Annotated in this window: 21 protein-coding genes; 11 read left to right on the top strand and 10 right to left on the bottom strand. The window is 61.5% G+C overall.

Annotated elements, in window-relative coordinates; all coding sequences use genetic code 11:
- Position 1: 1 nt before the first annotated feature.
- The 5 genes from O4H31_RS10510 to O4H31_RS10490 form a co-directional block, all read right to left on the bottom strand.
- Positions 2-160 (bottom strand): hypothetical protein, encoded by a 159-nt coding sequence (locus O4H31_RS10510; protein ID WP_269345510.1) that lies wholly within the window; start codon positions 158-160, stop codon positions 2-4.
- A 7-nt stretch (positions 161-167) separates the two neighbouring features.
- Positions 168-983: a universal stress protein gene (locus tag O4H31_RS10505; protein WP_269345508.1), complete on the bottom strand. Its 816-nt coding sequence runs from the start codon at positions 981-983 to the stop codon at positions 168-170.
- Position 984: 1 nt separating this feature from the next.
- Positions 985-2073 carry a 4-oxalomesaconate tautomerase gene (locus O4H31_RS10500; protein ID WP_269345506.1) on the bottom strand — a complete coding sequence of 363 codons (1089 nt, stop codon included), beginning with the start codon at positions 2071-2073 and terminating at the stop codon, positions 985-987.
- A gap of 11 nt (positions 2074-2084) precedes the next feature.
- Complete coding sequence (locus tag O4H31_RS10495) at positions 2085-4115, bottom strand: tripartite tricarboxylate transporter permease (protein ID WP_269345504.1); 2031 nt, start codon at positions 4113-4115, stop codon at positions 2085-2087.
- A 71-nt stretch (positions 4116-4186) separates the two neighbouring features.
- On the bottom strand, positions 4187-5263 hold the full coding sequence (locus tag O4H31_RS10490) for a tricarboxylate transporter (RefSeq protein ID WP_269345503.1): 1077 nt from the start codon (positions 5261-5263) through the stop codon (positions 4187-4189).
- A gap of 150 nt (positions 5264-5413) precedes the next feature.
- Between O4H31_RS10490 and O4H31_RS10485 the strand changes: the two genes are divergently transcribed.
- Positions 5414-6085 (top strand): response regulator transcription factor, encoded by a 672-nt coding sequence (locus O4H31_RS10485; protein ID WP_269345501.1) that lies wholly within the window; start codon positions 5414-5416, stop codon positions 6083-6085.
- Positions 6082-7446: a sensor histidine kinase gene (locus O4H31_RS10480; protein WP_269345499.1), complete on the top strand. Its 1365-nt coding sequence runs from the start codon at positions 6082-6084 to the stop codon at positions 7444-7446. The genes O4H31_RS10485 and O4H31_RS10480 overlap by 4 nt, the downstream gene beginning before the upstream one ends.
- Before the next feature lie 13 nt (positions 7447-7459).
- Here O4H31_RS10480 and O4H31_RS10475 read toward each other — a convergent pair whose 3' ends face one another.
- On the bottom strand, positions 7460-13312 hold the full coding sequence (locus O4H31_RS10475; protein ID WP_269345497.1) for a DUF11 domain-containing protein: 5853 nt from the start codon (positions 13310-13312) through the stop codon (positions 7460-7462).
- A gap of 348 nt (positions 13313-13660) precedes the next feature.
- On the opposite strand from O4H31_RS10475, the gene O4H31_RS10470 reads away from it, so the two are divergent.
- A complete protein-coding gene (locus tag O4H31_RS10470; protein ID WP_269345495.1) occupies positions 13661-13999 on the top strand; it encodes a hypothetical protein in 339 nt (112 codons plus the stop codon).
- A 6-nt stretch (positions 14000-14005) separates the two neighbouring features.
- Here the strand turns inward: O4H31_RS10470 and O4H31_RS10465 are convergent, their stop codons facing one another.
- Together O4H31_RS10465 and O4H31_RS10460 are read right to left on the bottom strand one after the other, a co-directional pair.
- Positions 14006-14716, bottom strand: a complete 711-nt coding sequence (locus O4H31_RS10465) for an endonuclease/exonuclease/phosphatase family protein (protein WP_269345493.1) — start codon at positions 14714-14716, stop codon at positions 14006-14008.
- Positions 14713-16083 carry a phospholipase D-like domain-containing protein gene (locus O4H31_RS10460; protein WP_269345492.1) on the bottom strand — a complete coding sequence of 457 codons (1371 nt, stop codon included), beginning with the start codon at positions 16081-16083 and terminating at the stop codon, positions 14713-14715. The genes O4H31_RS10465 and O4H31_RS10460 overlap by 4 nt, the downstream gene beginning before the upstream one ends.
- Before the next feature lie 456 nt (positions 16084-16539).
- Between O4H31_RS10460 and O4H31_RS10455 the strand changes: the two genes are divergently transcribed.
- From O4H31_RS10455 to O4H31_RS10435, 5 genes are all read left to right on the top strand, one after another.
- Positions 16540-17139, top strand: coding sequence for an outer membrane protein (locus tag O4H31_RS10455; protein ID WP_067621921.1), 600 nt, complete (start codon positions 16540-16542; stop codon positions 17137-17139).
- 352 nt (positions 17140-17491) lie between these two features.
- Positions 17492-18862: a cysteine--tRNA ligase gene (gene cysS / locus O4H31_RS10450; RefSeq protein ID WP_269345488.1), complete on the top strand. Its 1371-nt coding sequence runs from the start codon at positions 17492-17494 to the stop codon at positions 18860-18862.
- Entirely contained in the window at positions 18859-20475 is a 1617-nt protein-coding gene (gene cimA / locus O4H31_RS10445; RefSeq protein WP_269345486.1) for a citramalate synthase, read from the top strand. Before cysS ends, cimA begins: the two co-directional genes overlap by 4 nt.
- The gene (locus O4H31_RS10440) at positions 20472-21191 is read left to right on the top strand and encodes a class I SAM-dependent methyltransferase (protein WP_269345484.1); all 720 of its coding nucleotides are present in this window, start codon (positions 20472-20474) and stop codon (positions 21189-21191) included. Before cimA ends, O4H31_RS10440 begins: the two co-directional genes overlap by 4 nt.
- Positions 21188-21952, top strand: a complete 765-nt coding sequence (locus O4H31_RS10435; protein WP_269345483.1) for a squalene/phytoene synthase family protein — start codon at positions 21188-21190, stop codon at positions 21950-21952. The genes O4H31_RS10440 and O4H31_RS10435 overlap by 4 nt, the downstream gene beginning before the upstream one ends.
- A 4-nt stretch (positions 21953-21956) precedes the next feature.
- Here the strand turns inward: O4H31_RS10435 and O4H31_RS10430 are convergent, their stop codons facing one another.
- Complete coding sequence (locus tag O4H31_RS10430) at positions 21957-23168, bottom strand: MFS transporter (protein WP_269345482.1); 1212 nt, start codon at positions 23166-23168, stop codon at positions 21957-21959.
- Positions 23169-23291: 123 nt separating this feature from the next.
- Between O4H31_RS10430 and O4H31_RS10425 the strand changes: the two genes are divergently transcribed.
- The 3 genes from O4H31_RS10425 to O4H31_RS10415 are packed head-to-tail and all read left to right on the top strand — an operon-like array spanning position 23292 to position 25329.
- Positions 23292-24038 carry a precorrin-6A/cobalt-precorrin-6A reductase gene (locus O4H31_RS10425; protein ID WP_269345481.1) on the top strand — a complete coding sequence of 249 codons (747 nt, stop codon included), beginning with the start codon at positions 23292-23294 and terminating at the stop codon, positions 24036-24038.
- Positions 24035-24667: a DNA-3-methyladenine glycosylase family protein gene (locus tag O4H31_RS10420; RefSeq protein ID WP_269345480.1), complete on the top strand. Its 633-nt coding sequence runs from the start codon at positions 24035-24037 to the stop codon at positions 24665-24667. The genes O4H31_RS10425 and O4H31_RS10420 overlap by 4 nt, the downstream gene beginning before the upstream one ends.
- Positions 24664-25329, top strand: a complete 666-nt coding sequence (locus O4H31_RS10415; protein WP_269345479.1) for an alpha/beta hydrolase — start codon at positions 24664-24666, stop codon at positions 25327-25329. Before O4H31_RS10420 ends, O4H31_RS10415 begins: the two co-directional genes overlap by 4 nt.
- Here O4H31_RS10415 and O4H31_RS10410 read toward each other — a convergent pair.
- Complete coding sequence (locus tag O4H31_RS10410) at positions 25326-25769, bottom strand: VOC family protein (protein ID WP_269345478.1); 444 nt, start codon at positions 25767-25769, stop codon at positions 25326-25328. The two genes, O4H31_RS10415 and O4H31_RS10410, sit on opposite strands and share 4 nt — an antisense overlap.
- Between the last annotated feature and the right edge of the window lie 93 nt (positions 25770-25862).

The raw sequence follows: 25862 nt of genomic DNA, 5'->3' as shown, positions 1-25862 counted from the left end.
CCTATGCGGACAGCGCGTTGATCGCTTTGCTCACCCGCTCATGTAGGATCAGCAGATCGGGGTCGCGGTCCTTCTGCGTGCCGATGCTGGCAATCAACTCGGCGCGCAGTTTTTCCAGATCACGGCGGGCGGTGTGGATTTTCTCGTAATTGGTCATCATTCGCTTCTCAATGGGACAACAGTACGGGGATTTTGATCTTTTCCAGCACCTCGGCGGTCACGCCACCAAGGAAATCTTCGCGAAATTTGGAGTGCTCATAGGCACCCAGCACCAGCAGCGAGGGATCATGGCGCTCGCAATAGGACAGCAGAGTCTGCGCCACCGGATGGGTGGTGGGAAAGTTCTCATGCACCGCTTCGACGCCGTGGCGGTCGAGATGGGTCATCAGATCGGCGATCGGCCAAGCGGTGCGTTTGCCCACCGTCAACACGCTGACCCGGCCATCGGCCTCAAGCAAGCGCAAGCTGTCCGACAGCGCCCGCGCGGCGGCGCGCCCGCCGTCCCATGCCAGCGCCGCGTGGCTGTGCTGCGCGCCTGCGTCATAGCCCGCGGGCACCACGATCACAGGACGCCCAGATTGCAAGGCGATGCGGTCCGGGTGGTGGGTCACATGGGCGTCATCACTCTCGGTACGGGCACCGACGATCAGCATGTCGTAGTACCGCGCGCCTTCGGAAAGCAGTATGTCGACGCGGCCGGTCTCCTCGCGGAAATCCAGCGCGTCGCCCAGACCGAGGGCGGGGCGGAGTTCTTCGAACCGGCGGATGACCTCGGCCAAGATTTCGCTATTGGCTGCCTCCAACAGGGCACGGGCCTCTTCAGGGATCCAACGGGAACGACGGTCGATCACCTCATGCGCGGTATGCGCAAGGATCGCCGTCACATGTGCGCCGCGCTGTTTGGCGAGAGAAGCGGCATAGCGCAGCGCGGCGACGGAGGCGTCGGAGCCGTTGAAGGCGACAAGAAGGTTCATCACGGGCATGTCAGCGACCCTCCCAAATGCGCGAGGGGACAAAGACACAGCCATCCGCCAGCTTGCGCGCCGTCCGCAGCAGACCAGCAGAGTTCAGCGCGAAGCCGTCGGACGTGTCGTAATCCACCAGCACGTCAATCGTGCCAGAGGCATGTTCGAGCACAACGTCGGCGGGGCTTTGAATGGGGCGTTCCAACAGGCCATCGGCCACACTGCCGGGCGTGAGCGCGCAGGACGCTAGGCATTGCGCCCCGGTCACCGCCATGGAGGGGTGCGTGTTCCACGGCATGAAATAGCGCGTCGCGATGGTACCGCCTTCGCGGGCGGGGGCCAGCAAGCCGAACTTGGGCGTAACGGATTTTGCCACATCCCCCATGCCCATAGCGGCCCCGGCCTGAAGGCGAATGGCCTCCATCCGCGCGAAGAAATCTTTGTTCGCGTCGAGTTCGGCGACGCTTTCATACCCCGTCAGACCAAAGTCCGCCGCGCGGGCAATGACCATCGGCATGGCGACATCCATGCAGGTCACTTCGATTCCGTCGAAGGTATCGCGGATGTTGCCCGTGGGCAAAAACGCCCCGGTCGAAGAGCCGACGACACCCATGAAGTTTAGCGCCACGGCGGCACCGGCTCCGGGCACGCCCGCGATCTCGGTGTCGCCGTCATAAGTGAGCACACCGCCGGGGGTCAGCACTTTGGAGAGCACCTTGGCCCCGGTGTTGACGGCGTAGATTTTGACATCGGTCACATCGCCGGTGGGTTGGACGAGGCCCAATTCCACCGCCGCAGGACCGACACCCGACAGGATGTTTCCGCAGGTCGGTTTGAAATCGACCAGCCGATCCTCGACCGAGACTTGGGCAAAGAAATAGTCCACATCGGCCCAAGCGTCGTCCGAAGGCGAAAGCATCGCGACCTTGGTGGTGACCGCCGCGCCGCCGCCGATGCCGTCGATGTTGAGCGGATGGCCAGAGCCCACCACGGCGAGTAGCACTTCGGCCAGCGTTTCGCGGTCTTCCGGCAGATCCGCGCGGTTGAAGTATGGCCCCCGCGAGGTGCCGCCGCGCATGAAGAGATAGGGGATAGCAGTTTGTGTCATCTCTAAGCTCCTCAGTTCAGCGGCCACGGCAGATCGACTGCGCCTTGCAGCAGACCGGGTGGGAAATCACGGTTAAGCGCACCGGCCATGACGCACATCAGCGCGATGCCGCAGGCGGTCAGGATCAGGGTTTTCGGCCAACGTGCTTGTGCCCGGACCCGCAGGAAGCTGACCAAAAAGCCCAAGAGTGCGAGGATGAAGCCGACGAAGTAGGTGGCGATGATCAGCCCCACGAACCAAGCCAGCGTGCCCCACAACCCGTAGGGCGCATCCGCGTCCTCGCCCGAGACTTCCTTGTCGGCAAAGATCGCATCGCTTTCGCGGCGCAGGATCATCTGCACCAGCAGGATCAGCAGCGCGGCCAAGGCGATGCCCCCCACAACCAGCGGCACGATCTTATCGGTCATGTTGTAGTCAGGGATCAGCGAGGCATTGATCAGCGCGGCCACGACGTAGCCCATGATGATCAGCAAAAAGACCAACGGTGCGCGTTTGGATCCTGACTGAACGTCGCCTTCGGCCATGATCGACTTGGCCTGACGCAGGCCCAGCACGACAGAGACCACGGTGACGATCAGCAGCACGATGACGATTGGAGAGAAGATATAGTCCATGCCTTCCTCAAAGGATTTGCGGAACCGAAACGATGCGATCTGAAACGCTTGGTTCGAGAATTTCTCGACCGGGTTGGACAGCACGAAACCGATGAGGAAAGCCGGGCGCGACCAGTCAAAACGGCGCAGGAAGATGCCGATCAGCCCGATCAGGAAGAGCGCGAGGATGTCTTCGAAGTTCTGCCCGGACTGAAATGCCGCGAAGGAGATCAGCATGAAGAGGAACGGTGCGAGGTAGGTGAAGCGGATTGTGGTTAGCTTCGCGATGCCGCCCGAAGCCGCGATGCACAGAAGCGTGCCGACGACATTGGCCAGCGCCAGCAACCAGACGATCGAATAGGTGATGTCGAGGTTGTCGCGCAGCATCGATGGGCCGACTTCGATCTCGCCAGATCCCAACAGCGCGATGGCACCAATGAAGATCGCCATGGAGCCAGAGCCCGGAATGCCGAAGAGCAGGGTAGGGACCAAGCCGCCGCCCTCTTTCGCGTTATTCGAGCTCTCCGGCCCGATCACACCGCGCACTTCGCCTTTGCCGAAGTTCGATTTGTCCTTCGTTGTTTGAACTGCGTGCCCATAGGCGATCCAATCAACGACAGAGCCACCAAGTCCGGGAATAACGCCAACCACCACGCCGATCAGCGAGCAGCGCACCGAGAGCCATTTGTTATCAACCCAGTCCCGCACGCCTTCGCCCCAGCCCGCGCCGAGTTTGGCTTCTTTGGAAATCGCCCGGTCTTGGCGCAAAAGCGATACGATCTCGGGCACGGCAAAAATGCCAAGGCCCACGATCACCAGTTTCAAGCCGTCCGTTAGGTAGGGGATGTCATAGGTTGCCATCCGCAGGGAGCCGCCCGCGTCAGCCTCGCCGATGGTGCCGATCAGCAGACCAAGCCCCGCGGCCGCCAGACCTTTAAGCGCTACGCGCCCCGCCAGCACCGCCACCATCGACAGGCCGAGGATCGAGATCATCAGCATCTCGGGCAGGCCGAACGACAGGACGATGGGCCGCGCAACAACGATGAACAACGTCAGGAAAGCCGCGCCGACCAGCCCGCCGAAGAGCGATGAGGTGAATGCCGCCGAAAGCGCCCGCGCGGCTTGTCCCTTTTTGGCCATCGGAAAGCCATCGAGCACCGTGGCTTGGCTGGCCGAAGACCCGGGGATGCCCATCAAGACCGAGGCAAAGGTGTCAGAGGTTGGCACCACCGCGACCATGCCGATCATCAGCGCCAGACCCAGCACAGGGTCCATGCCGAACATGAAAGGCAAAAGCAGCGACAGCCCCGCGATCCCGCCGAGGCCGGGAAAGACCCCGACAGCGAGGCCCATGACCACGCCCAGCACCAGATATCCCAGAACCATAGGTTGCAGAATGAGAGCCCATGCCTGGCCAAGCGCAGGCAGAGCGGTTGCGAACAGATCCATCGCACCGACCTCGAAATGTTAGAATAAAGGGGGGTGGCCCCGGGATTGACCCGGGGCCGAGAGGGTTCCGCTTACTTCAGCGAAACGCCATAGGCTTCTTGCAGCCAGTTGGTGACGAAGGCTTTCGCCTCTGCAGAGACGGTCGTGCCACGCTGTGTTGCCTTGGCTGCGCCTTCACCTACGAAGACGGGGTATTCCCCGACGCGCTTCTCGGCAATCTGGGCAAAGTCGTCGCGGTTGCGCACCGCGTCAAAGGCCGCCGTGTAGGTCGCGATCACATCGTCGGGTGTGCCTGCGGGCAGGAAGGCAATTTTTTGCACAGGGAAACCTGCGATAAAGAAGGCTTTCCATGCGTCCCAAGCCTCACCTTCGGTGGCGCAGCCTTCGGTGGCTTCGCAAACTTCCTTGAAAGTCGGGATGTCGGGGAAAGTGGGGTCGCGAACGATGTCGCCGTCTTCGTCAAGTGCGCCCCATGTCATCATTGGCACGGCCTGACCTTTTTCGACGAGATCCGCAGAGGCCCCGAGGTAGCTCGACGAGGTTTGGTAGTCGATCGTGGCCTCGCCGCGCTCAAACATCAGACGGCCATCGCCGCGTCCCTTGATGCCGAAAACTGGCTCGACATTCATCCCCAGCATTTCCCATGCCAGCAGCGGCACGAGGTCAAGGCGCGTGGCCCCCTGCGAGCCGTAGATGAAGTTGACGTCTTTGAGGTTATTGGCGGTGCCGTCGAATTTCTCACCGTCTGTGGGGTTCAGATAGGCGACCCCGCCGGTGCCCGACGCCATGACTGGGTTCCAGTCGCTGTACTCATACCGCACGCGCGGATCGTCCAGCAGATAGGGGAACTGGGTCGAGCCGGAGGTGCCGAAAAGGACCGTGCCCTCGTCATGCTCTTGCTCTTGGAACCAGTTGGCGCCTTTGGTTGAACCCGCACCCGGCATGAACTTGACGACAACGGTGGGGTTGCCGGGCAGTTCTTCGGACAAAAGCGGCGCAAAGAAGTTGGCCCATTTGGCCGAGCCGCCGGTTTCCGAGAAGGGGATGACCCACTCGATTGTCTTGCCTGCAAAATCGACCTCGGCCAGCGCCGGGGCGGCGAGGCAGGCGGCGGATGCAGCGGTTGCCGCGAAATACTTGATAGTCATAGGTGTCCTCCCGTAGACATTCTGTAGCGGTCAGACTTTCACGTCTGCCGTCGTTCGGATTTGTTTTAGGGAACGAATCCCTCCTCCAACACGGGCACTCTGCCTTTCCAACCTTGCGCGAAACTTGCGCATTAGGATTAAGTTTTAATCATGCGCATAGCAGTCATCGAAGACAATGAGGCCCTTGCCCAAGGAATTGCCCATCGCCTGCGCGATCGCGGCCATGCGGTGGATCTGCTGCACGATGGGGAAGACGCGGATGCCTTTCTGAGGCACGAAGGGGCCGACCTGATCGTACTTGATTGCAACTTGCCCGGCTGTGATGGGCTGGAGGTTCTGAGCCGCCTGCGCCGCCGTGGCGATGGCACGCCGGTGATCCTGCTGACCGCGCGGGCGGAGACTTCAGAGCGAGTAGCAGGGCTGGATGCCGGTGCCGATGATTACCTGACCAAGCCCTTCGAGATGGATGAGCTAGAGGCGCGACTGCGGGCTATGGCGCGGCGCAAGAACCTTGAGTTCGCCGCCCGCGACGCGATTGGCCCCTTGGTCTTTGACCGAACCAACCGCCAGTTGTTGAAGGAGGAACAGCCCTTGGCTTTTCCTCGTAAAGAACTGGCGACGCTTGAATGCCTTCTCGAAAGGCGCGGGCGGATCGTCTCGAAATCCCAACTGATCACCCATGTCTATGGCACCGGGGCCGCGCAGGAAGACAGCGCCATCGAGCCGCATGTCTCCCGTCTTCGCAAACGGTTAGAGCCCTTCGGGATCCGCATTAAAGCGGCACGCGGCCTGGGCTACATGCTGGAGGTCGATAGCGCATGACCTCGATGTCGCTGCGCTCGCGGCTGTTCATGCTGATCCTGCCGCCGCTGCTGTTGCTTTCGATCGTTCTTGGGTTTTGGCGCTTCGAAGTGGCGCAGCGCACTTCTGAAACCCTGTTCGACCGCAGCCTGTTGGCCGCAGCTTTGGCGATCTCCCGCGATGTGGCTATTTCTGGCGGGGATGCGCTTTCCCCCAGCACGCGGGATTTCGTCTCGGACGCCGGGGGCGGTGAGCTTTTTTACCATGTCACGGGCCCAGGTGGCATCTACATCACCGGCTATGCCTATCCCCCCGTCTCTGGCGGTCGGGCGGGCGAGGATCGGCTGAACTACACGATGGCTGAATATCGGGGCGAGCCGGTGCGGGTTTTGCGGATGCGAGAGAGTACGACCATCGGCAACCTGACGGGCGATACGATCGTCACCGTCTGGCAGAGAGACAGTGATCGCAATGCCTTCGCCGCCGCATTGGCGCGCCGCGCGGCGGCCTTGATCGCCAGTCTGATGGCGGCCCTTGCTTTGGTGGTCTGGTTCGGGGTGAAGATCGGCCTGCGCCCCTTGAACGATTTGCAAGATGCGATCCAACACCGATCCCCCGATGACCTGCGCGACATCCGCCGCCCGGTCCCGGCTGAGGTATTTGGTATCGTCGCCACCTTGAACCGGCTTTTCGGGCAGGTACGCCAGAGCATCGAGGACCATCAGGTATTTATCTCCAACGCCGCGCATCAACTGCGCAACCCCACCTCTGCACTGTTGTCATTGGCCGAGGTTTTGCCAGATGTCAGCGACCCGCAAGAGCGTCGATTGAGAGAACGCGAATTGATTGCTGCGGCCCGCAAATCGGCGCGGCTGGCCAACCAGTTGCTGTCTCTTGAACGGTTGCGCTACGACGATGCCCCTGCATTCGACCGGCTTGAGCTCAACGCTGTCGTTGCCGAAGTGTGCAGTGACTTTGCTCCCACCGTCCTGTCGCGGGACATCGGCTTTGGCTTTGAACCTTGCACCACGCCGGTCCACGTTGCGGGCGACACTGTGCTGCTCGCCGAAGCGATCACCAATTTGCTTGAAAACGCGCTGACCCATGGCGGCGGCAGCCTCACCGCGATCCGCGTCAGCACCATGGTAGAGGGGCGATTTGCAGTTTTGGCTGTAGAAGATGACGGCACCGGCATTCCCGAAGGCAGTGCCGAGGCCGCGTTCGAGAGGTTTGGCCAACTAAGCGAAGGGCCGGGCAGTGGTCTCGGTCTTGCGATTGTTAAAGATGTCCTGCGCCGGCACGGCGGCCAAGCCGAACTGGTGCCGCAAGACAAGGGGTTGATCGTAAAGATCAAAATCCCACTGTCTGCGCCAACTGTCTGAACAGCAGTTCCGATCAAGGTGTCACGCGAACCTTGAAAAACACGCTCCCTTCGGCGCCTGCGGCATGCGTCCCGCTGCAATCCCACCGCAGGGGGCCTTCATATCCCGGCAGGTTGTCGCTTGGGTTTGCCAAATCGCAGATCAGCGAGGGGCTCACGGTTTGCGGCGTGGCTACAGCCTCTGCCAATTGTGTATAGGGCGGCGTTCGGTCGTAAATGACGATGGCGGATGCAATGCGCTGGCTCGGGTTCACCACAGTGATGCGGTAAACCAGTACATCCCCGGGCGAGGCTTGATTTGAATAGCCTTCGCCCGTGCCTTGCGTTTCATTCTGGACGGTTTTCACCAAAACGAGCTGACTGCCACCGACTTCAACCGTGACGCGATCCGTATCGGTTGTAATGTGCGAAGCAGTGGTTCCGGAAAAGTCCGTGGCGGCTTGCACCTCGTAAGTCAAAGCGCTGCCCGGAGGCAGGCCGCCACCCGCCGAGACCCTCGAAATCAGGCAGAGTTCATCCCCCGCTTGAACGGAAATTGGCACGGTCAGCGGGGTGTCGGGCGCGCCATCGCAATCGTTGTCGATAAAGAGTGCAACCGAGAATGCACCGACCGCAGGCTCGGAAATGTTCTCTACGGTAAAAGTGGTGATGCCAGATGAATTGGCTCGATAGAGATGCGGCAAAAGGGCGATTTGGCCCGCTCCGATGTGCGCGTCACGGTCCTCACTCAAAGTGGGAAGTGGAATAATGCCTAAGGTAAGTCCGCTGTAATCGGTCTCTGGCGAAGGGGTGAAGCTGAACGAGCCATCATGTGGATCGCTGTTTACCAAGCCCGGCAATGAGCCCGGTCGCTCAGAAATCGCTCTCCACCCTTCGGCGGGCACCGTGGAGACGGTCAGGCTGCCGGTGTAGTTCGGCGCGAGCCGATAGGACCATCGTCCATCGGCGCCGACCTGCGGGCTTGCCAGAAGCGCACCGGCATCGTCCAGCAGCTGAATGGTGCCTGCATTCGTGCCCACCTCATCGCCCGTGGCAGAGCCATCATGCGCGACCCCGCCGCGCCCATCATCCCGGATCAGCTGGCCTGAAATTTCACCGCCCGAGGTTGCAAGAGCGATCGTGACGCTGGCTTCGTCGTCGTCGGCAATCCCGTCCTGCAAGTCATCTTGGGCGAGACCAACAGCTGGATCACTGTCGAGGTCGGGTAGGGAACTGCTCACGATCTCGACGACGTTTGTATAGTTGCCACCCGCCGTGACCCGGACACGTATGGTAAGAGTCTCAGTCGCACCCGGCAGGATTTCATCGACAAACCAAAGCCCTGTACTTGGGTCGAAGTAATCCCTAGTCGGAGGGGCCGTGTCGCTGATATAGGCGAAACCTGCGGGGATGCTTTCAATCACCTTGACTCCCGAAGGCGAGCCGGGGCCGTCGTTTGTCACGCTGATCACCCAGTCGATGATGTCGCCTTCGACAGCGGTTGTGACGGGAGAGGTGGTGCCCGCTTGATAGGCCTCTTTGGTGATTGAGAGGTCAGAAAACTGCGGATCGAAACCAAAGTCGTAGGCCACTGTAAAGGCACCGGAATCGGCCTTTACACCAACGAGGGGGTTTGAGGTTCCGATCTGCGCGCCGGGGGGGAGGTCTGCGTCATTCACATCGACCTCTACCCGGTAGGTGGTGCCCGCAGGCAAGCCGACAAAGGCATATGTTCCGTCAGGCTCAGTATCGACGGTCCGGATGAAGCTGTCATCGTCCAGATCATTCGGCGTTGCGTTATCGGAGTATAAATCCACTCGGATACCGCCCGCCAAGTTCTCTTCCGCGCCGTCTTTTATGTCGGAACCGTCTTGATCGATATAGATATTGCCACCCAGACCGGACAGTACGAAAGGTGTCCCGCCGCGGCACGAAGTGCCATCGCTGAAACCGCCCTCATCCGTGCCCGTTGCCAGTCTTAATCGATTGCCGGTCGACGTATCGATTAGGTAGATTGAGTTCGATACCTCCTCGTAGGCATACATCTGACCGTTCTCGTCAAAGAAAACCGCAGACCAGATGCCCGTGTAGACACTGGGCCCAAATTCCACCACCGTGGTGAAACCGGCGAGACCATTGTTCGCGAACACGCGAAACAGGCTGCCGGTGTCTTCGTTGATGCCGTAGATGAATCCGTCCAATGGATTTACGGCGAAATCGGACACCATGACGGCTTGGGAAAGGGTCAATTGCCCGGCATCAATGGGGGTGTTGGGGTCGGTCAAATCCAACAACTGCCAGGTGACGTTGTCTGCTTCGTAGACCAGTGTACCGTTGGGCAAGATATCACCCGCATCTTCGGCCCGTTCGGCGCTGTTTGGGAATGAAGGCATTTCGATAAAGTTCCCGGTGCCGTCCACGCGCCACAGCTCATCTTTGCCGGGGCGGACGCCATAGATATAGCCATCAAGTTCGTTGTATCCCCAGCCGGCTTCTATCCGGCGCGGCGCTGTCCCGAGGGGTTGCGATGACATGGAGTAGCCCGACCCGGTGTCGGTAAAGCGCAGCTTGCGTAACTGTGTTGGATCGTCAGACAGCAGGTATAGGCCACTGTCGCAGGAGACCGGAGGAACATCGCCGGAAACTGTCAGCCTGTAGTCCTCAACCTCTCCGTCAAGTGCGAGGGGCACAACGCCTTCGGTGGTTGACCATCTGAACCGCGCGAATGTCGGCGTGAGCACGGAGCTTCCGGGCACGTTCACATCAAATCGGATCTCGCCATTCAGCGTGCCATCTTTATCCGAAGCGCTGCCGTCTTGCAGATCAGAGGCGATCTGCTCAGTGGCGTCGAAAAGCCCGTTGCCGTTAAAGTCGATCCACGCCTGAAGATAGGCCACGCCGCCTGTCAAACCGCCGACCCCGCCGGTCACCTCGTTTACGAAAACGGTTATTTCAGTCGTGCCGCCAGCAAAAAGCTGGGGGAGAGTGACTCCGTCTTCGTCGTCATTACCGTCAAGGTCGTCGCCCAAAGCATCGGCACTTGCTTGAGAGGCAGCCTCGGGGTCAGGAGGGAGGGCTCCTAAGTAGGTTCCCGCGATCCCGGTTTCAGCGATGATGTGCAAAGGGTCGCCATAGCTTGCCGGAGCATCACCGCGATCGACCAGAGGGGCCGCGGCGATATTGATCGGGTAGTCTTCGACCTCCCCATCCAATGAGACATCGGCCACGCCGACGACCGGAGTTGTAGACCACCGAAAGCGGGCAAAGGTCTGGTCTAGTACTGCGTCACCCGGGACAATCACGTCAAATTGGATCAGGCCATCGCCCGCGACCTGATCCCCGCCGGTGCCATCATCCTGCAAATCGCGCGCGATTTCTTCGGCGGTTGCAAGGGCCATGACATCGTTGCCGTCATAGTCGATCCAAGCGGTCAAAAAACCACCGTCGCCTTGGACACGTGCTTCAAGCGTTGCGATAAATCCTTGGATGAGCGGGGGAATCGTTATGCCATCGTCATCGTCCGACCCCGCATCATCGGCGTTCCCTGGCCCTGCATCGCTTGTCAAAGCATCGCCCAGATAGACCTTGGGCTCTGACCCCATCGTATGGAGTGCATCCCCATAAATCGACGGGGCGTCGGTAAAGTCGGCACAGGCTTGGATGTCGGTCAGTTGCAGAGATCCGGCGAAATTTGCGTTGTTGTTTTTGCGGGTGCCATGATCGATCACGATCCGATCAACCGGGGCGCCAAAACCGACTTCCACGGCGAAATTCTCGGGTAGGGCCGCTGTCGAGAATGTGCTGTCGCGCTCTGCCAAGACAGAACCATCCGCATTGGCTCGGCGAAACATGGAGGCCGAAAGCGGGCCGTCAGCGATGGCAGGTTGCACGCGCACGCCATTGCGTTCGCCATAGATCGCTACGGATTCGTCAAATTCCAAACTCGTGATGTAGAAAAGGACGGAGTCCATGGGGGTGTCAAAATTGATATTCAAGGTGGCATATTGCTGTGTGAACACGGGATTGCCGCCATACCCGGCAGAGTAGAGTTCATTTGCGTTTCCGATCGCGGCTGCGCGGCCAATTCTGGCATCAGCGTTTGCAGTTGCAGTGAGTGAACCGCCGACACCGTAGCGGGTGAAAGTAGATGTCGCGCCGAGGGCTGCAGGGCTGTCTGATGTCCAATCAACGATTGAAAAACGGGTTCCAGAACAGGTTGGAAGCGTATCGGCTGGCACGGCGGTGACGTTAACGCTGACGCTGTCGGTATCGGCACCGCCTTCATTGCTGGAATTCGCCGCATCGGCAGTGATGCTGCCTCCCGCCGCGGTAGAGACATAGGCATCAAACTCGATGGCGCCGCTTCCAAGGCCGTTCAAGCTGGTCATCGGAAGGAGCGGGAAAGTGCCGTTTGTCGGGGTGGTCGCAGGGCGGATGTCTTCGCCCGAGATGACCTGAAAGTTCGTCGTACCCGAAATTTCCGGCGGCAGGGTCACCGAGGTTTGCACATTGGTCATAGGGCTAAGCGACGTATTCACATAGCTGACGCGGTAGGTCAGCGTGGCGCCCTGCGGAACGTCGCCCCCCGAATACGGGGTGCCGTTCACCGCTGTAATGGAGATCGACACGAAAAGGTCTTCAGGCCCCGCAGGTGAGACGGCTGAGGTTCCGGCGACCCAGTAGCGCCACGGGTTGTCGTTCCCGGCAGAGGCACCTTCGGCGGAGTCTCCGCCATGACCTTCGGCATTGAAATATCCAATGTTAGCCGGGTCGCTGACTTTTACTTCCATGACGGCGTAAAAAGTCTCTCCCTGCGCGATCCCGCCGAAGGCGTAGCGCACTGCGTTTGTGCCGCTCGGCAAAACCGACGCGGCGCTGCTATTCAGGTTAAACCCCGCGGTCGTTTCGGTGCAGACTTCGAAAGAATTAACGCCCGGGTCCAGCGTTTCGGGAAAAACGGAACCGGCGCCAGTGGCTGGCCCGTCTGGCCCCGCGAGCAGCGGATCATCCGCTTCGCAGGAACCGGGATAGCTGATCCGGTTCCAAGGGCCGGTGGTGCCGTAGCGATCCCAATCGGATCCTGAATCCGGGCCTGCCACGGGGCTGCCCGCGCGAAAGGGTGTCGCCCCCCGACCGCCCGTGATCGTGGTTTCTTCTTGTGTTGAGAAACCGTTTGGGTCGATTGTCCCCCCAGAACCGAAGGCGTTGATCTGAACCGCGTCCCATTTGTTGTGAACGCGGGCGGTGCCGGTCCCGCCAACGCTGCTCCAAGGACTGCCATTCGTAGGATTGACGAGGTACCCGTTTTCTAAAGTGGCAATATCCGACCCGTTTGCGAACAATGCAGTATCCGGACGGGTTGAGTAGAAAATACCAGTATCGCCATAGATATAGGCCAGCCCGGCATTGCAATTGGCGATGGAAAACCCCGCTGCTTGGCACTGCGCCGTGTCAGAGGGAGCCCAGCCGTTGGGAGAGATATCAAACGCTTGCTGGCCCTTCGGACCCCAACCCTTAGACACGCCAGACCCCGTCGAGGCACGCGCCGGGCGGGCGTCGCGGGCCGCGCCTGTAGCATCAGTTATATAGGCGGATGCGACTTCGGTCCCGGCGGGCACATACAACGTGGCATAGCCGCCCGGACCATCAAGCGTGCCTTCGGCTATGACGGGAAAGTTGGCAATGATGGCGATGTTATCACCGGCTGAAATTGGCGGCAGCCCCGCCGCGACCCGGTCCGCGATCTGCTGACGGCTTGCATCGGTCAGCGAAACGCCGCCGCCGCCCAGCCATGCGCCGTGCGAAAGCACCATGGTCGAAAAACAAAGCCAAAAGAATGCCCCCAGAACGGCCTTGGCGCTCGCGCAGAATAATCTAAAGAATATCATGACTTACTCTCAATTTGTCCTGCACTAGGCTTTCATCAGGCAACTTTTGCGTCAATCTGAGCAGGTGGGTCTCGGGCATATGCTTTGGGCTAGGTCTGCTAGGCCTTGGAGAGATTTCTTAACCGCGCAGGGTTAACTATGTATTGAAAGGCGGCTGGGTCGGATGACTGCGGCTGCTGGAGGCCGGGCGCGCTTGGCGCTGTCGCTTGCGTCGGCGCGCCAAGACGACATCCGGGGTCAAGCGCGGTCTGATGGGCCCCACCGCCAGGCCTTGGCCGTAAGGCAAAACAGCCGTTAACCAAAATTAAACCAGTCCCTCCCTATCAAGGATGTGAAAGGGAGAATTTGATGAAACGTCTTGTTATATTGGGATTTCTCACCGGATCGCTGGCGGCCTGTGTCGAACCTCCGGCCTCACCCATGGAAGCCGCGGCGCGGCGGGCGGCGGCGGCGGAATTGACCGCCAAACAATGTGCAGGCTTTGCGGGCGGCTATGAGAGCGTGCGCAAATTGCGGCACGACGCGAACCAGAATATCGCCACGGCAAGGCGGCTTGGGGCGACGGATGCGGCGATTGCTAAGGCGCGAACGGATGTGCGCATGGCCTTTGATATGCAGGTCGCCTTTTCCAACCCACAGCAGGCTTGCAACATGATGGTGGGCGAACTGGCTTGGGCTACGGGGTGACCCGCTCTAGCGGTGCGCCACGTCGAGCCAGATCGGCAAATGGTCTGACGCGCGGCGGGTCTGCGAGGTCTCGACCACGCCACCTTGGCGCACTGTCAGATGCTGATCCAACGCCATGCGATCAAGAAAAGCCACGGGCATCCGGGCGTGATAGCTTTTGCCCGGTGCATGGATCGTAAAACGTTTCGCCAATCGCCCCAGTCCGACCTTTTGCGACCATTCGTTCAGATCGCCCGCGATCAACGTGGGGCAGGCGGCGCAGGCATCAAGGTGAGCGATCATGGCGCTTAACTGTTCCTTGCGGGAGGGGCGCAGCAGGCCAAGATGCGAGGCGATGACCCGCAATTGACGCGCGCCGATGTGCAGGTCGGCCACCATGGCACCGCGCGGCTCGACCCCCGGCAGGGTCAGATGCGCCACCTGATCAATCTTGGCAGAGGGGCGCACCAAAACGGCATTGCCGTGCCAACCGATGCTGACATCGCTTGGCGTCGGCACGGGGCGCATGCCCGTGACCTCTTCGACCCGATCCAGCGGCAGGGCAGAGGGGCGCGGGGCGCGGCGGCGGTCGGCTTCTTGCAGCACCACCACATCTGCATGCAGGCTGCGGATGATCCGCATGATCCGCTCCGGATCGCGGCGTCTATCTGTGCCCAGGGCCTTGCGGATGTTATAGCTGACGATGCGCAGCGATTGGGGGGCGACGGCGGGGATCATAGAACAGGCGCTCCCAAACGAAACAGCCCCTCGGCCACCTTGCGGATCATCCCCGTCGGAGGCTTCTCCATGGCGCAGTGTTCAGAGAGATGTTCATACCAGTCATACAGCTTTGCGACCGACCCCGCATCATAGACAAAAAGTGTCACCTCAAAGTTTAGCAACATACTGCGCACGTCGAAATTAGCGGTGCCCACAAGCCCCATATCGTCGATGATCCCGGCTTTGGCGTGGATCATCCCGGGTTGGTAATACAGCACATGGCCGCCAGCTTCGTGCAGGTCGCGCAGGTAGGCACCGCGGGCAAAATCCGCCAGCCGTTGGTTGGAGCGTTCAGGCACCAGCACCCGCACATCCACACCGCGGCGGGCTGCGGTGGTCAAAGCCGCACCAAGCGCTTCGGTCGGCACGAAATAGGGGGTCACGAGCCAAATCCGCGCCTCAGCCAAATGGAGCGCGCGGATCAGACCGTCGTGCAGCGGGTCCTCGGTGATATCGGGGCCGGAAGGAACCAATTGCACCGTGGCGGTCCCGCCCGTATGCGCCGCGACCGATGGGGCAGGGTCCAAAGCCTCCCCGCTGGCCACGCCCCAATCCGAACGGAAAACATCGCCGAAACTCTGCACCGCGCGCCCCTCAAGCAAGAAGGCAAGATCGGTCCAGCCGTCCTCACGCGCTTTGGGGCCGAGGTAGTGCGCGCCGATATTCATGCCGCCCGAAAAGACCCGCGCATCATCCGCGATGATCATTTTGCGGTGGTTGCGCAGGTTCAGATGGCCAGAGCCCGGCACCTGCAACAGCGGTGAATAAAAGCGCACGTCACCCCCCGCCGCACGTAAACGACGCAGCGCGGCAGCGGGGCCGCGCAGGGTGCCCAAGCGGTCCATCAGCAACCGAACTTTGACACCGGCCTTGGCGCGTTCGGTCAGCGCGTCGACAAAGATGTGCCCGGTGTCATCATTGGCAACGATGTAGAAAAGCGCGTCGATCCGTTTCTCGGCCCCTTGGATCAGAGCCATCACGGTTTCATGCGCCGCCGTCGGATCCCCCAAGAGCCGCAGGTCTTGCCCATGGGCGGCGGCGGGCAGGCCGAAATACTGCATCGTCGCGTCCAGCGTATGCACCGGACGGGGCGGCGGCCCTCCGGTTTCCCCTTTGAGGAAATGCACCGGGGCGTAGCGCGAAGATTGTTTGCGAAAGCCCAGCCCCAGAAACAGCGGCACCGCCACCCATGGCAGTGCGATGATGAACAAAAGCCAAGCCGCCGTCGATTGCGGCGTGCGGCGCTGTTGCAAAATCACGATTGCCGCCAGCAGCGTCAGGATCACGATGATGACGATCTCTAGATGGGTGGTGATCCAAGACATGGGGTGGGGTCTGCTCCTTCTTGCTGACAATAGAGGCAAATAACCCGTTCACCTTTGACAGCAAGCCTTGGTCGGTGTCAGGCGTCGAGGAATGATTTCAGTGTGGTTTTTGAGGTGGTGGCTGTGAAAGACGGATCCTGCTTGCAATCCTACCGTCGGTGCAGGGCCGATCCACGCAGGCTTTTTGCGTTTAGGAGACCGTGGCTGGGGCTTAATTATCCGTATTGCGGCAGCAAGTATCTGATGTAGCTATATAATTAGCGCTAAGCCCCAAGCCAGAAACAAACTTGATACATAACTTAAGCGGCGGTTGGCCGAGGGTATGTTGCAAATGTGCGACAATCAGCGCATCGCAAATCTGTGATGTGAAAAACCTGAAACCCAATACTAGATGAGGCGTTGCGTGAGTGACCCTGCGGCGAGGATCGCAGGTCACCTGTATTTAAGGAGCAGAACATGAAACGCACGACAACAATCGCCAGCATCGCCCTGATCGCATCCAGCGCCTTCGCGGGTGCAGCAGCAGCCGGTTCGCTGGAAGACACCACAGTTGAAGCACCGGTTTTCACACCTGCGCCGACACCCGTGGCCGTTGATGGCGACTGGACAGGCTTCTACACCGGTCTTCAGGTTGGTCAAACCGACATCGACAGCGACAGCGGCACCCTTGACGGTGACGACACGTCCTACGGTTTCCACGCCGGTTACGACTATGACTTCGGCAAGTTCGTACTGGGTGGTGAACTCGACTATGACAAAACCGACATCGACCTGGGCAACACAGGCGTCGCCGCGGATTCCGTTGCACGCGCCAAACTGAAAGCCGGTTACGACTTCGGCAACACGCTGGTTTATGCAACAGCTGGTGCAGCCCGCGCCGACACCGACGTTGGTGATGAAACTGGCCCCTTCGCCGGTCTGGGCGTCACATATAAAGTCACAGACCGTTACACCGTCGGCGGCGAAGTGCTGCAGCACAAATTCGATGACGTAGGCGGCACAGGCGACGATCTGGACGCGACAACCATCTCCCTGCGTGGTTCCATGCGCTTCTAATCTGTCTTGGCGGGGTAACTCGCTTGGATAGGGGTCGGCTTCCGAAAGGAGGCCGGCCTTTTTTGTGCGGACAGGCCGCGTGGCGGGCATGTCATCTGGCAAAGAGGGGCAGTGCCGCCTCAAGCAGGCTGTCATTTGAATGTCATGGCCACGCCCTGCGCGCATAAAACTTAACCGGACAAGGGGCTTGGCGCAGGGCGGCGGGCTTGCTACAAGCTTGTCATGAACACCGCAACGCTCATTATTTGCTGCATTACCCGCTGAGACATCCTCGCGGGCCGCTGTTCACGTCATTCCCATTCTGACAAAACTATGCCAAGCCCGCGTCACACCCGCGCAAGGACGCCTGCCCATGACCCGTGACCTGACGATCAAGCTGCACAACACCGCCACCCGGAAGAAAGAGGATTTCACGCCGATTGATGCGCGGAATGTGCGGATGTATGTCTGCGGCCCCACGGTCTATGACCGGGCGCATCTGGGCAACGCGCGGCCCGTGATCGTGTTTGATGTGCTCTTCCGGCTGCTGCGGCACGTCTATGGCCCCGAACACGTTACTTACGTGCGCAACTTCACCGATGTCGATGACAAGATCAACGCACGCGCCGCCGACAGCGGGCGCAGCATTGGCGAGATCACAGCCGAGACGACCCAGTGGTATCTCGACGACATGGCCGCGGTGGGCGCCTTGGAGCCCGACCACATGCCTCGCGCGACACAGTATATCCCCCAGATGGTCGCGATGATCCGCAGCTTGATCGATGAGGGCTACGCCTATGAGGCCGAAGGCCATGTGCTGTTCCGGGTGCGCAAATATGCCGAATATGGCGCGCTTTCGGGACGGTCGGTCGACGATATGATCGCAGGCGCGCGGGTTGAAGTCGCGCCTTACAAAGAAGACCCGATGGATTTCGTACTCTGGAAACCTTCGGATGAGGCCACGCCCGGTTGGGAGTCGCCTTGGGGGCAGGGCCGTCCGGGCTGGCATATCGAATGCTCCGCCATGGCGCATGACCTGCTGGGGGAGCGGTTCGACATCCACGGCGGTGGCATCGACCTGCAGTTCCCGCACCACGAGAATGAGATCGCCCAATCCAAATGCGCGGGCCACGGCTTTGCCAACTACTGGCTGCACAATGAGATGTTGCAGGTCGAGGGCAAGAAGATGTCCAAGTCCTTGGGCAATTTCTTTACCGTCCGCGATCTGCTGGACCAAGGCGTGCAGGGCGAGGTGATCCGCTTCGTCATGCTCTCGACCCATTACCGCAAGCCGATGGACTGGACCGAGAAGAAGCGCGAGGAGGCTGAGAAGACCCTTCGCAAATGGTATCTTCAGGCGGCGGAGGCTGAGGCCGCAGCGCCTTCTTCGGACCTCGTCACGCTCTTGGCGGATGACCTCAACACCCACGGTGCGTTGACCGAATGCCACCGTCTGTCGAATGCGGGCGATACGGCGGGTCTGCGCGGCGCGCTCTCGCTTTTGGGGCTGATGGATGAGTTGATCCCCGATTGGGCGGCGGTGAAGGCGCTGGACCTCAGCGACATCGAAGCCTTTCTGAGTGATGCCCGTGCTACCGCGATGGAGACCAAAGATTTTGCGCAGGTCGATCGGATCAAAACCGCGCTCACCTCTGTCGGGATCGAAGTCCAGATGAGCAAGGACGGCGTGAAACTGACCCCACCGCCCGGCTTTGATCGGGCGCAGCTGGAGGGGCTGTTGTGACGCGCGAACGTCTCTGGCTTTATGACACCACGCTGCGCGACGGGCAGCAGACTCAAGGCGTTCAATTCTCCACTGACGAGAAACGCCAGATCGCCGAAGCACTCGACGCCCTCGGCGTAGATTACATCGAAGGCGGTTGGCCCGGTGCGAACCCGACCGACAGCGCCTTCTTCGACGCGGCACCGCCCACCTCGGCACGGCTCACCGCTTTTGGCATGACTAAACGCGCGGGCATGTCGGCAGAAAATGACGACGTTTTGGCCGCCGTATTGAACGCCGGAACGCAGTCGGTCTGTATCGTCGGCAAGACCCATGACTTCCACGTCAAAACCGCCCTTGGCATCACGCTGGCGGAAAACACCGACAACATCGCCAAATCCGTCGCCCATCTGGTCGCCCAAGGGCGCGAGGCGCTGTTTGATGCCGAACATTTCTTTGACGGCTATAAGGCCAACCCCGACTACGCGCTTGAGGCGATCCGCGCGGCTTATGACGCGGGTGCGCGCTGGATCGTGCTTTGCGACACCAATGGCGGCACGCTGCCGGAAGAGATCGGCCGCATCACCCGCGATGTGATCGCCGCAGGCATCCCCGGTGACCGGCTGGGCATTCACACCCATGACGACACCGAAAACGCCGTGGCCTGCACGCTGGCCGCCGTCGACGCGGGCGCGCGCCAAATCCAAGGTACGCTGAACGGGCTGGGTGAGCGGTGCGGCAACGCCAATCTGACTGCGCTGATCCCGATCCTGCTGCTGAAAGACCCATACGCCAGCCAGTTCGAGATTGGCGTGACCGGCGCCGCGCTAAAAGGGCTGACGCGGACCAGTCGAATGCTCGACGAGATCCTCAACCGCGTGCCGATGAAACAGGCGGGCTTTGTGGGGTCGTCGGCTTTCGCGCATAAGGCCGGGCTCCATGCCAGCGCCATTGCCAAAGACCCCAGCACCTATGAACATATCGACCCCGCTCTGGTCGGTAATACCCGCGTCATTCCAATGTCGAACCAAGCCGGGCAATCCAATCTGCGCAAACGGCTGAGCGATGCCGGGCTGGCCGTGGCCAAGGGCGATCCGGCGCTTGGCCGGATTTTGGAGGTGGTCAAGGACCGTGAGGCGCAGGGCTATGCCTATGACACCGCTCAGGCGAGCTTCGAGCTTCTTGCCCGCGACGTGATGGACCAGTTGCCGCATCTGTTCGAGGTGGAGCGCTACCGCGTTACGGTCGAACGCCGCCGCAATGCCGAAGGCCGGATGGTTAGCCTTTCCGAAGCGGTCGTGGTGGTCGATGTCGACGGAGAAAAACGGCTCTCAGTCTCGGAATCGCTGGACGAGGACGGCGCGGACCGTGGCCCGGTCAACGCGCTGTCCAAGGCGCTGGTAAAAGACTTAGGGAAATACAGCAGCCTTCTGGATGACATGCGTCTGGTTGACTTCAAAGTCCGGATCACCCAAGGCGGCACCGAAGCCACCACCCGCGTCATCATCGACAGCGAAGACGGGCAGGGGCGGCGCTGGTCCACGGTGGGCGTCAGCGCCAACATACTCGACGCCTCCTTCGAGGCCCTGCTAGATGCGATACGTTGGAAATTGATCCGGGACCGCGCCCAATGACAGACGATATGACCGCCTTTTTCACCCTGCACCGTGATCTGCCGCGCGAAGGGCCGGGGGAGCCTGCGGATGTGAGCTGGGCCGTGGAGCAGGTCGACCTGCCCGCAAGGGCCGAGATCGCGGATGTGGCCTGCGGCCCCGGCAGCGACATCGGCGCCCTGCGCGCAGCGATCCCGCAGGGGCATGTCACCGCACTCGATAAAACCGCGCATTTCGTCGACACCGCCCGAGGGCGTTTTGTTGCGGATAGCAATGTCACCCTGCTGCGCGCGGATATGGCTGCCATCGCCAATGAATACGACCTGATCTGGTGCGCCGGTGCGGTCTACTTCCTTGGCGTGACAGAGGCGCTGAGCCGCTGGCGCAAATCCCTGCGCGCGGGTGGTGTGGTGGCATTCTCCGAACCCTGCTGGCTGACCGATACCCCTTCAGAGGAGGCCCGCGGGCAATGGGCCGACTATCCAGCGATGAGCGACGCCGATGGCATTGCCGACCGGGTGCGCGCGGCGGGCTATGAGGTCGTGGCAACCCGCGTTCTATCGGAGGAGGCGTGGGAGAATTACTATACCCCGCTGGAGGCCCGCATCGAAAAGCTGCGCCCCGGCGCGGATGACGCATTGGCAAAGGTGCTTGATGCAACAGAGGCGGAAATCGCCTGCTGGCGCGCGCACCGGGACGAATTTGGCTATCTGTTGACGGTGGCACGCCCCGCATGACCTTCGACGCCGACCTGAACGCCTGCGCCGCCATGGTAGAGCGCGCTGACCCATGGCGCTTTCGCGCGGCCATGGCGGCGCCCCTTCAGGCGCGCAAGCTGCTCTTCCCGCTCTATGCCTTCAACGTCGAGGTTGCCCGTGCGCCTTGGGTCACCCAAGAGGCGATGATCGCCGAGATGCGCCTGCAATGGTGGCGCGACGCGCTGGAGGAGATTGCCAAGGGCGGTCCCGTCAGGCGTCACGAAGTCACCACGCCGCTGGCCCGCGCCATCGCGCGTGAAGATGCGGAACTACTCGATGAACTCGTCGCCGCGCGGCGGTGGGATATCTACAAAGACCCCTTTGAGGATGCTGGCCACTTCGAGCGCTACATCGACCAGACCGCAGGCCATCTGATGTGGGTCGCCGCGCGCCGCCTTGGCGCGACGGAGGAAGCGGTGGTGCGGGATGCGGCCTATGCCACTGGCATCGCCGCATGGTTCTGTGCGATTCCGAGTTTGGAGGAGGCGGGCCGTGTGCCGCTGCTCGATGGCACGGCGGAAGGGGTTTCGGCTCTTGCCAAGGGAGCACTGGACCGCCTGAAATCGGCGCGGGCCAAACGGGGGCAGATCCCAAAGGCGGCGCGGGCCGCATTGTTGCCTGCCGCCCATGCCGGACCTGTTTTGCACGCGGCTGTGGCAGACCCGCAAAGGGTCTCCGAAGTAGGCTTGCCTGACCCGCGCCGCCATTTCGCGCTGCGGGCCATGGTGTCGCGCTGGTAGGCGCTTAGCTCAGCTGCGTTTCCTTGCGGCTGCGCAGCACCAACCAGATCAGCGAGCCACCGGCCAGCACCAAGAAGGGCACCATGGCGAGGTTCACCGCTGCCCAGCCTTCTTGCGCCGTGCCACCCGAACAGTTCATCAAACCGCCCGAGGCGAGCGAGGCGACGGTCACGCCGCCGAACACCAGCAGATCGTTCAGGCCCTGCATCCGTCCGCGCTCATGCGGCTCATGCGCGCCCGCGAGCATGGTGGTGGCCCCGATGAAGCCAAAGTTCCAGCCCAGCCCCAAAAGGATCAGCGCGACAAAGAAGTTGCCTAACTCCACCCCCTGAAGCGCCACCAGGCCAGCGGCGGCAAGGATCGCAATGCCAAGGCCCATGATCCGCTCGACCCCGAAACGGTTGATCAGATGACCGGTAAAGAACGACGGCGCGAACATCGCCAACACATGGCCGGTGACCACATAGCCCGCGTTGTCTTGGCTATAGCCGCAGCCGATGACGGCAAGCGGGGTTGAGGTCATCACGAGGTTCATCAGCGCATAGGACACCATGGCGCAGATCACCGCGACGGCGATGCGCGGCGTGGTCAAAAGTTCCCAACGGCTACGGCCCTTGGGCGCGTCATGGGCGGGGACTGGCGGCTTGGGGATGTCGATGAAAAGAAACAGCAGCGCGCCGATAAGGTTTACCGCCACCACCGCCAGATAGGTGCCAAGAAAGGGAACCACGAGGCTGCCCGAGGTCGCCGTGGCCAGCTGCGGCCCGATGATCGCAGAGACCAGCCCCCCGGCCATGACGTAAGAGATCGCCTTGGGGCGGAAGTCATCCGACGCGGTATCGGCGGCGGCGAAACGGTAAAACCCTTGGGCAGACATGTAGACGCCGGTGAGTAAGGAGCCGACCAGAAAGACTGGGAAAGACGCCAGATAGAGCCCGTAGGCCGCGACCGCGCCGCCCAGAGCGCCCCCCGCTGCGCCCAGAAAGAACCCCGCCCGGCGGCCATAGCGTTGCATGATGGCCGACACCGGCGTCGCCGAGAGCATGGAGCCCAAAACGATCATCGAAATCGGCAGTGTCGCAAGACAGACATTGGTCGCCAGTGACTGACCGGCAAGGCCTCCAACGAGGAAAATCATCGGCATCTGCGCGCCGAGAAAGGCCTGTGCCGCCACCAGCACCGCTACGTTGCGCCGGGCGCGTCTGTCGTCGATCATGTCTGAATTCCTCACTTCCCGCCAAGGCGTAGCCCTGCCGATGCGTAAGGGCAAGCCCGGCATCGGTTTTTGCGCCTCCGATCCCGCTTGCGCCCGGCGGCAAGCTCGCCGATGATTGCGCCGATGACCGCCCCAAACCGTCCTTCGCTGAACCTTCTTCTGCTCGCTGGCACTGCCGAGGCGCGGCAGCTTGGCGTCGCCTTGGCTGAGGCCGGGAACAGGGTCACCGCGTGGCTGACGGAACCGCCGCGCGGGAGCAATCCGATGCCGATGGCGTTTGAGATGCGCGATGCCACGGATGCAGCGGCCCTGCGGCGCGATATGGCGGGCTTTGATGCGGTGCTCGATCTCAGCCATGGGTTCGATGCGGGGCTAAGCCACTCAGGTTTTGCCGCCGCCACGGCCATGGGCAAACCCTTCGTCAGCTTTTCCCGGCCTGTCTGGCCTTTGGACAACCCGCTGCTGCAATCGGTACCCGATGTGACGACAGCCGCCCGTGCGGTGCCGCCCGGAGCCCGCGTCTTTGCCGCGACCGGCTGGGCGAGCCTGCCCGCGTTCCTGCCCTTTGAGGGTGCGCGCCTCATGCTGCGCCAGACCAGCCGCCATGACCGGCCCGCACCCTATGACTTTGTCGACCTGATCTTTGGTGATCCGCCATTCACCGTGGAGAGCGAAACGGCATTGTTCCGTGACCTTGGCGTCGACCTGTTGATCTGCCGCAACCTCGGCGGGCAGGCCAGCCGTCCCAAGGTCGACGCCGCACTTGCCCTTGGCCTGCCGGTGATCCTCATTGAAAAGCCGCGCCTGCCAGAGGGGGCGCGCTGCCTGAACGACCTTGACGCGATGATGGACTGGGTGGCGCAGCTGTGAGCCTTGCGCCCCCGATCACCTGTGACGCCGATGTGGCCGAGGGAGCCGCTTGGCTGGCCGAGGCCGAGCCGCGTTTTGCCATGGCGCTTTCACGCACCGGTCCGCTGCCACTACGTCTGCGCCCACCGGGTTTCGCGGGCCTTCTCGACATCATCGTGGGGCAGCAGGTGAGCGTGGCATCTGCCCGGGCGATTTATGCGCGGCTGGTGGAGGCGGGGTTGGACCGCCCTGAAAACGTCCTGCACGCGGGCGACGAAGGTCTGCGCGCTGCAGGGCTGAGCCACCCCAAAGCGCGCTATGTGTTGGCCTTGGCGGAACGTGATTTCGACTTTGACGCACTTCACTGCCTGTCCGATGACGACGCCATTGCCACGTTGGTCGCCATGCCGGGCATCGGGCCGTGGACCGCGCAGGTCTATGTGATGTTCTGCATGGGCCGTCGCGACATCTTTCCCAGTGGCGATCTTGCGCTGCAAGAAGCCGTGCGGGGGCTGTTTGATCTGCCCGCACGCCCGACGCCAAGAGACCTCTCCGCCATGGCCGCCACTTGGTCACCTTGGCGGTCGGTTGCGGCGCGCTTGCTCTTTGCCTACTACCGGGTGTTGAAACAAAAGGAAGGATTATCATGACACGGGTTTTGAACGCGGAGCGCTGCGAGCCGGTCTCTGGCACCACACGGTCGGTTGTGGTGTTCCTGCATGGTTATGGGGCCAATGGGGCTGACCTGCTGGGCCTCGCCGATCCGCTGAGCGAGCATCTGCCCGATACGCTCTTCGTTGCTCCAGATGCACCCGAAGCCTGCGCCGGTGCGCCGATGGGGTTCCAGTGGTTCCCGATTCCGTGGATCGACGGATCGTCCGAAGAGGAATCGATGCGCGGCATGATGAGTGCGGTCGAAGACCTCGACGCCTTCCTCGACGCGCTGATGGTGGACGAAGACGTGCTGCCTGAGCAGGTCGTGCTGTTCGGCTTCTCCCAAGGTACGATGATGTCGCTGCATGTGGCCCCGCGCCGCGAGGATGCGGTGGCGGGCATCGTGGCCTTTTCGGGCCGCCTGCTGAACCCCGAGGCGCTGGCCGAAGAGGCGCGCGTCAAGCCGCCGGTGCTGTTGGTGCATGGGGATGCCGACGATGTGGTGCCGCCGCAATCCCTGCCGCAGGCCGCCGAAGCGCTGCAAGAGGCGGGGTGGCAGGACGTTTACGCCCATGTGATGAAGGGCACCGGCCACGGCATCGCGCCAGATGGCCTGAGCGTGGCGCTGGCCTTTATGCGCGACAAACTGGGGCTTTAACCCTTCGTCTCATCCCAGAGCGACGGCTCTGCGAATTCGACCGAATTGCCAGCCGGGTCGCGCACATACAGTGAGCGCGCCCCGTTGGGCCAGTCAAAGCTGGTGTCTTTCTCGATCCCGGCGGCCTGCAGCCGCGTCTCCATCGCGGCGATCTCATCCCGTTCCATTGCAAAGCAGACATGCCCCGGCCCCCGCGCCCCATGGGGTGGCACCGGCATCTTCGGATTGCCGGGCGGCTGGCTTGTTGCCGTGGGGTTGAAGACCAGCAAGACCGAGGGGCCGAGCGCAAAGAACATATGCCGCCCCGGCACCTCTTGAAACAGTTTCAGCCCCAGAATGTCGCGGTAAAACTTCCGCGCTGCATCCAAATCACCGACGTAAACGGCGGCTTCGAGCAGGGACTGCGGGGCGGGCGCATCGGGCAGGGGGCTTTTCATCATGCCACAAGGTTAACAAACTCTGCCCATCTGTCACGCCTCTGTCGTAATCTTTGGGCAAAACCGGCGACATCTAGTGGTTCACCTTTGTCTTGC

This window comes from Sulfitobacter dubius, assembly GCF_027214245.1.
Lineage (GTDB): Bacteria > Pseudomonadota > Alphaproteobacteria > Rhodobacterales > Rhodobacteraceae > Sulfitobacter > Sulfitobacter dubius_A.
This window is presented reverse-complemented; position numbering and strand designations above follow the sequence as displayed.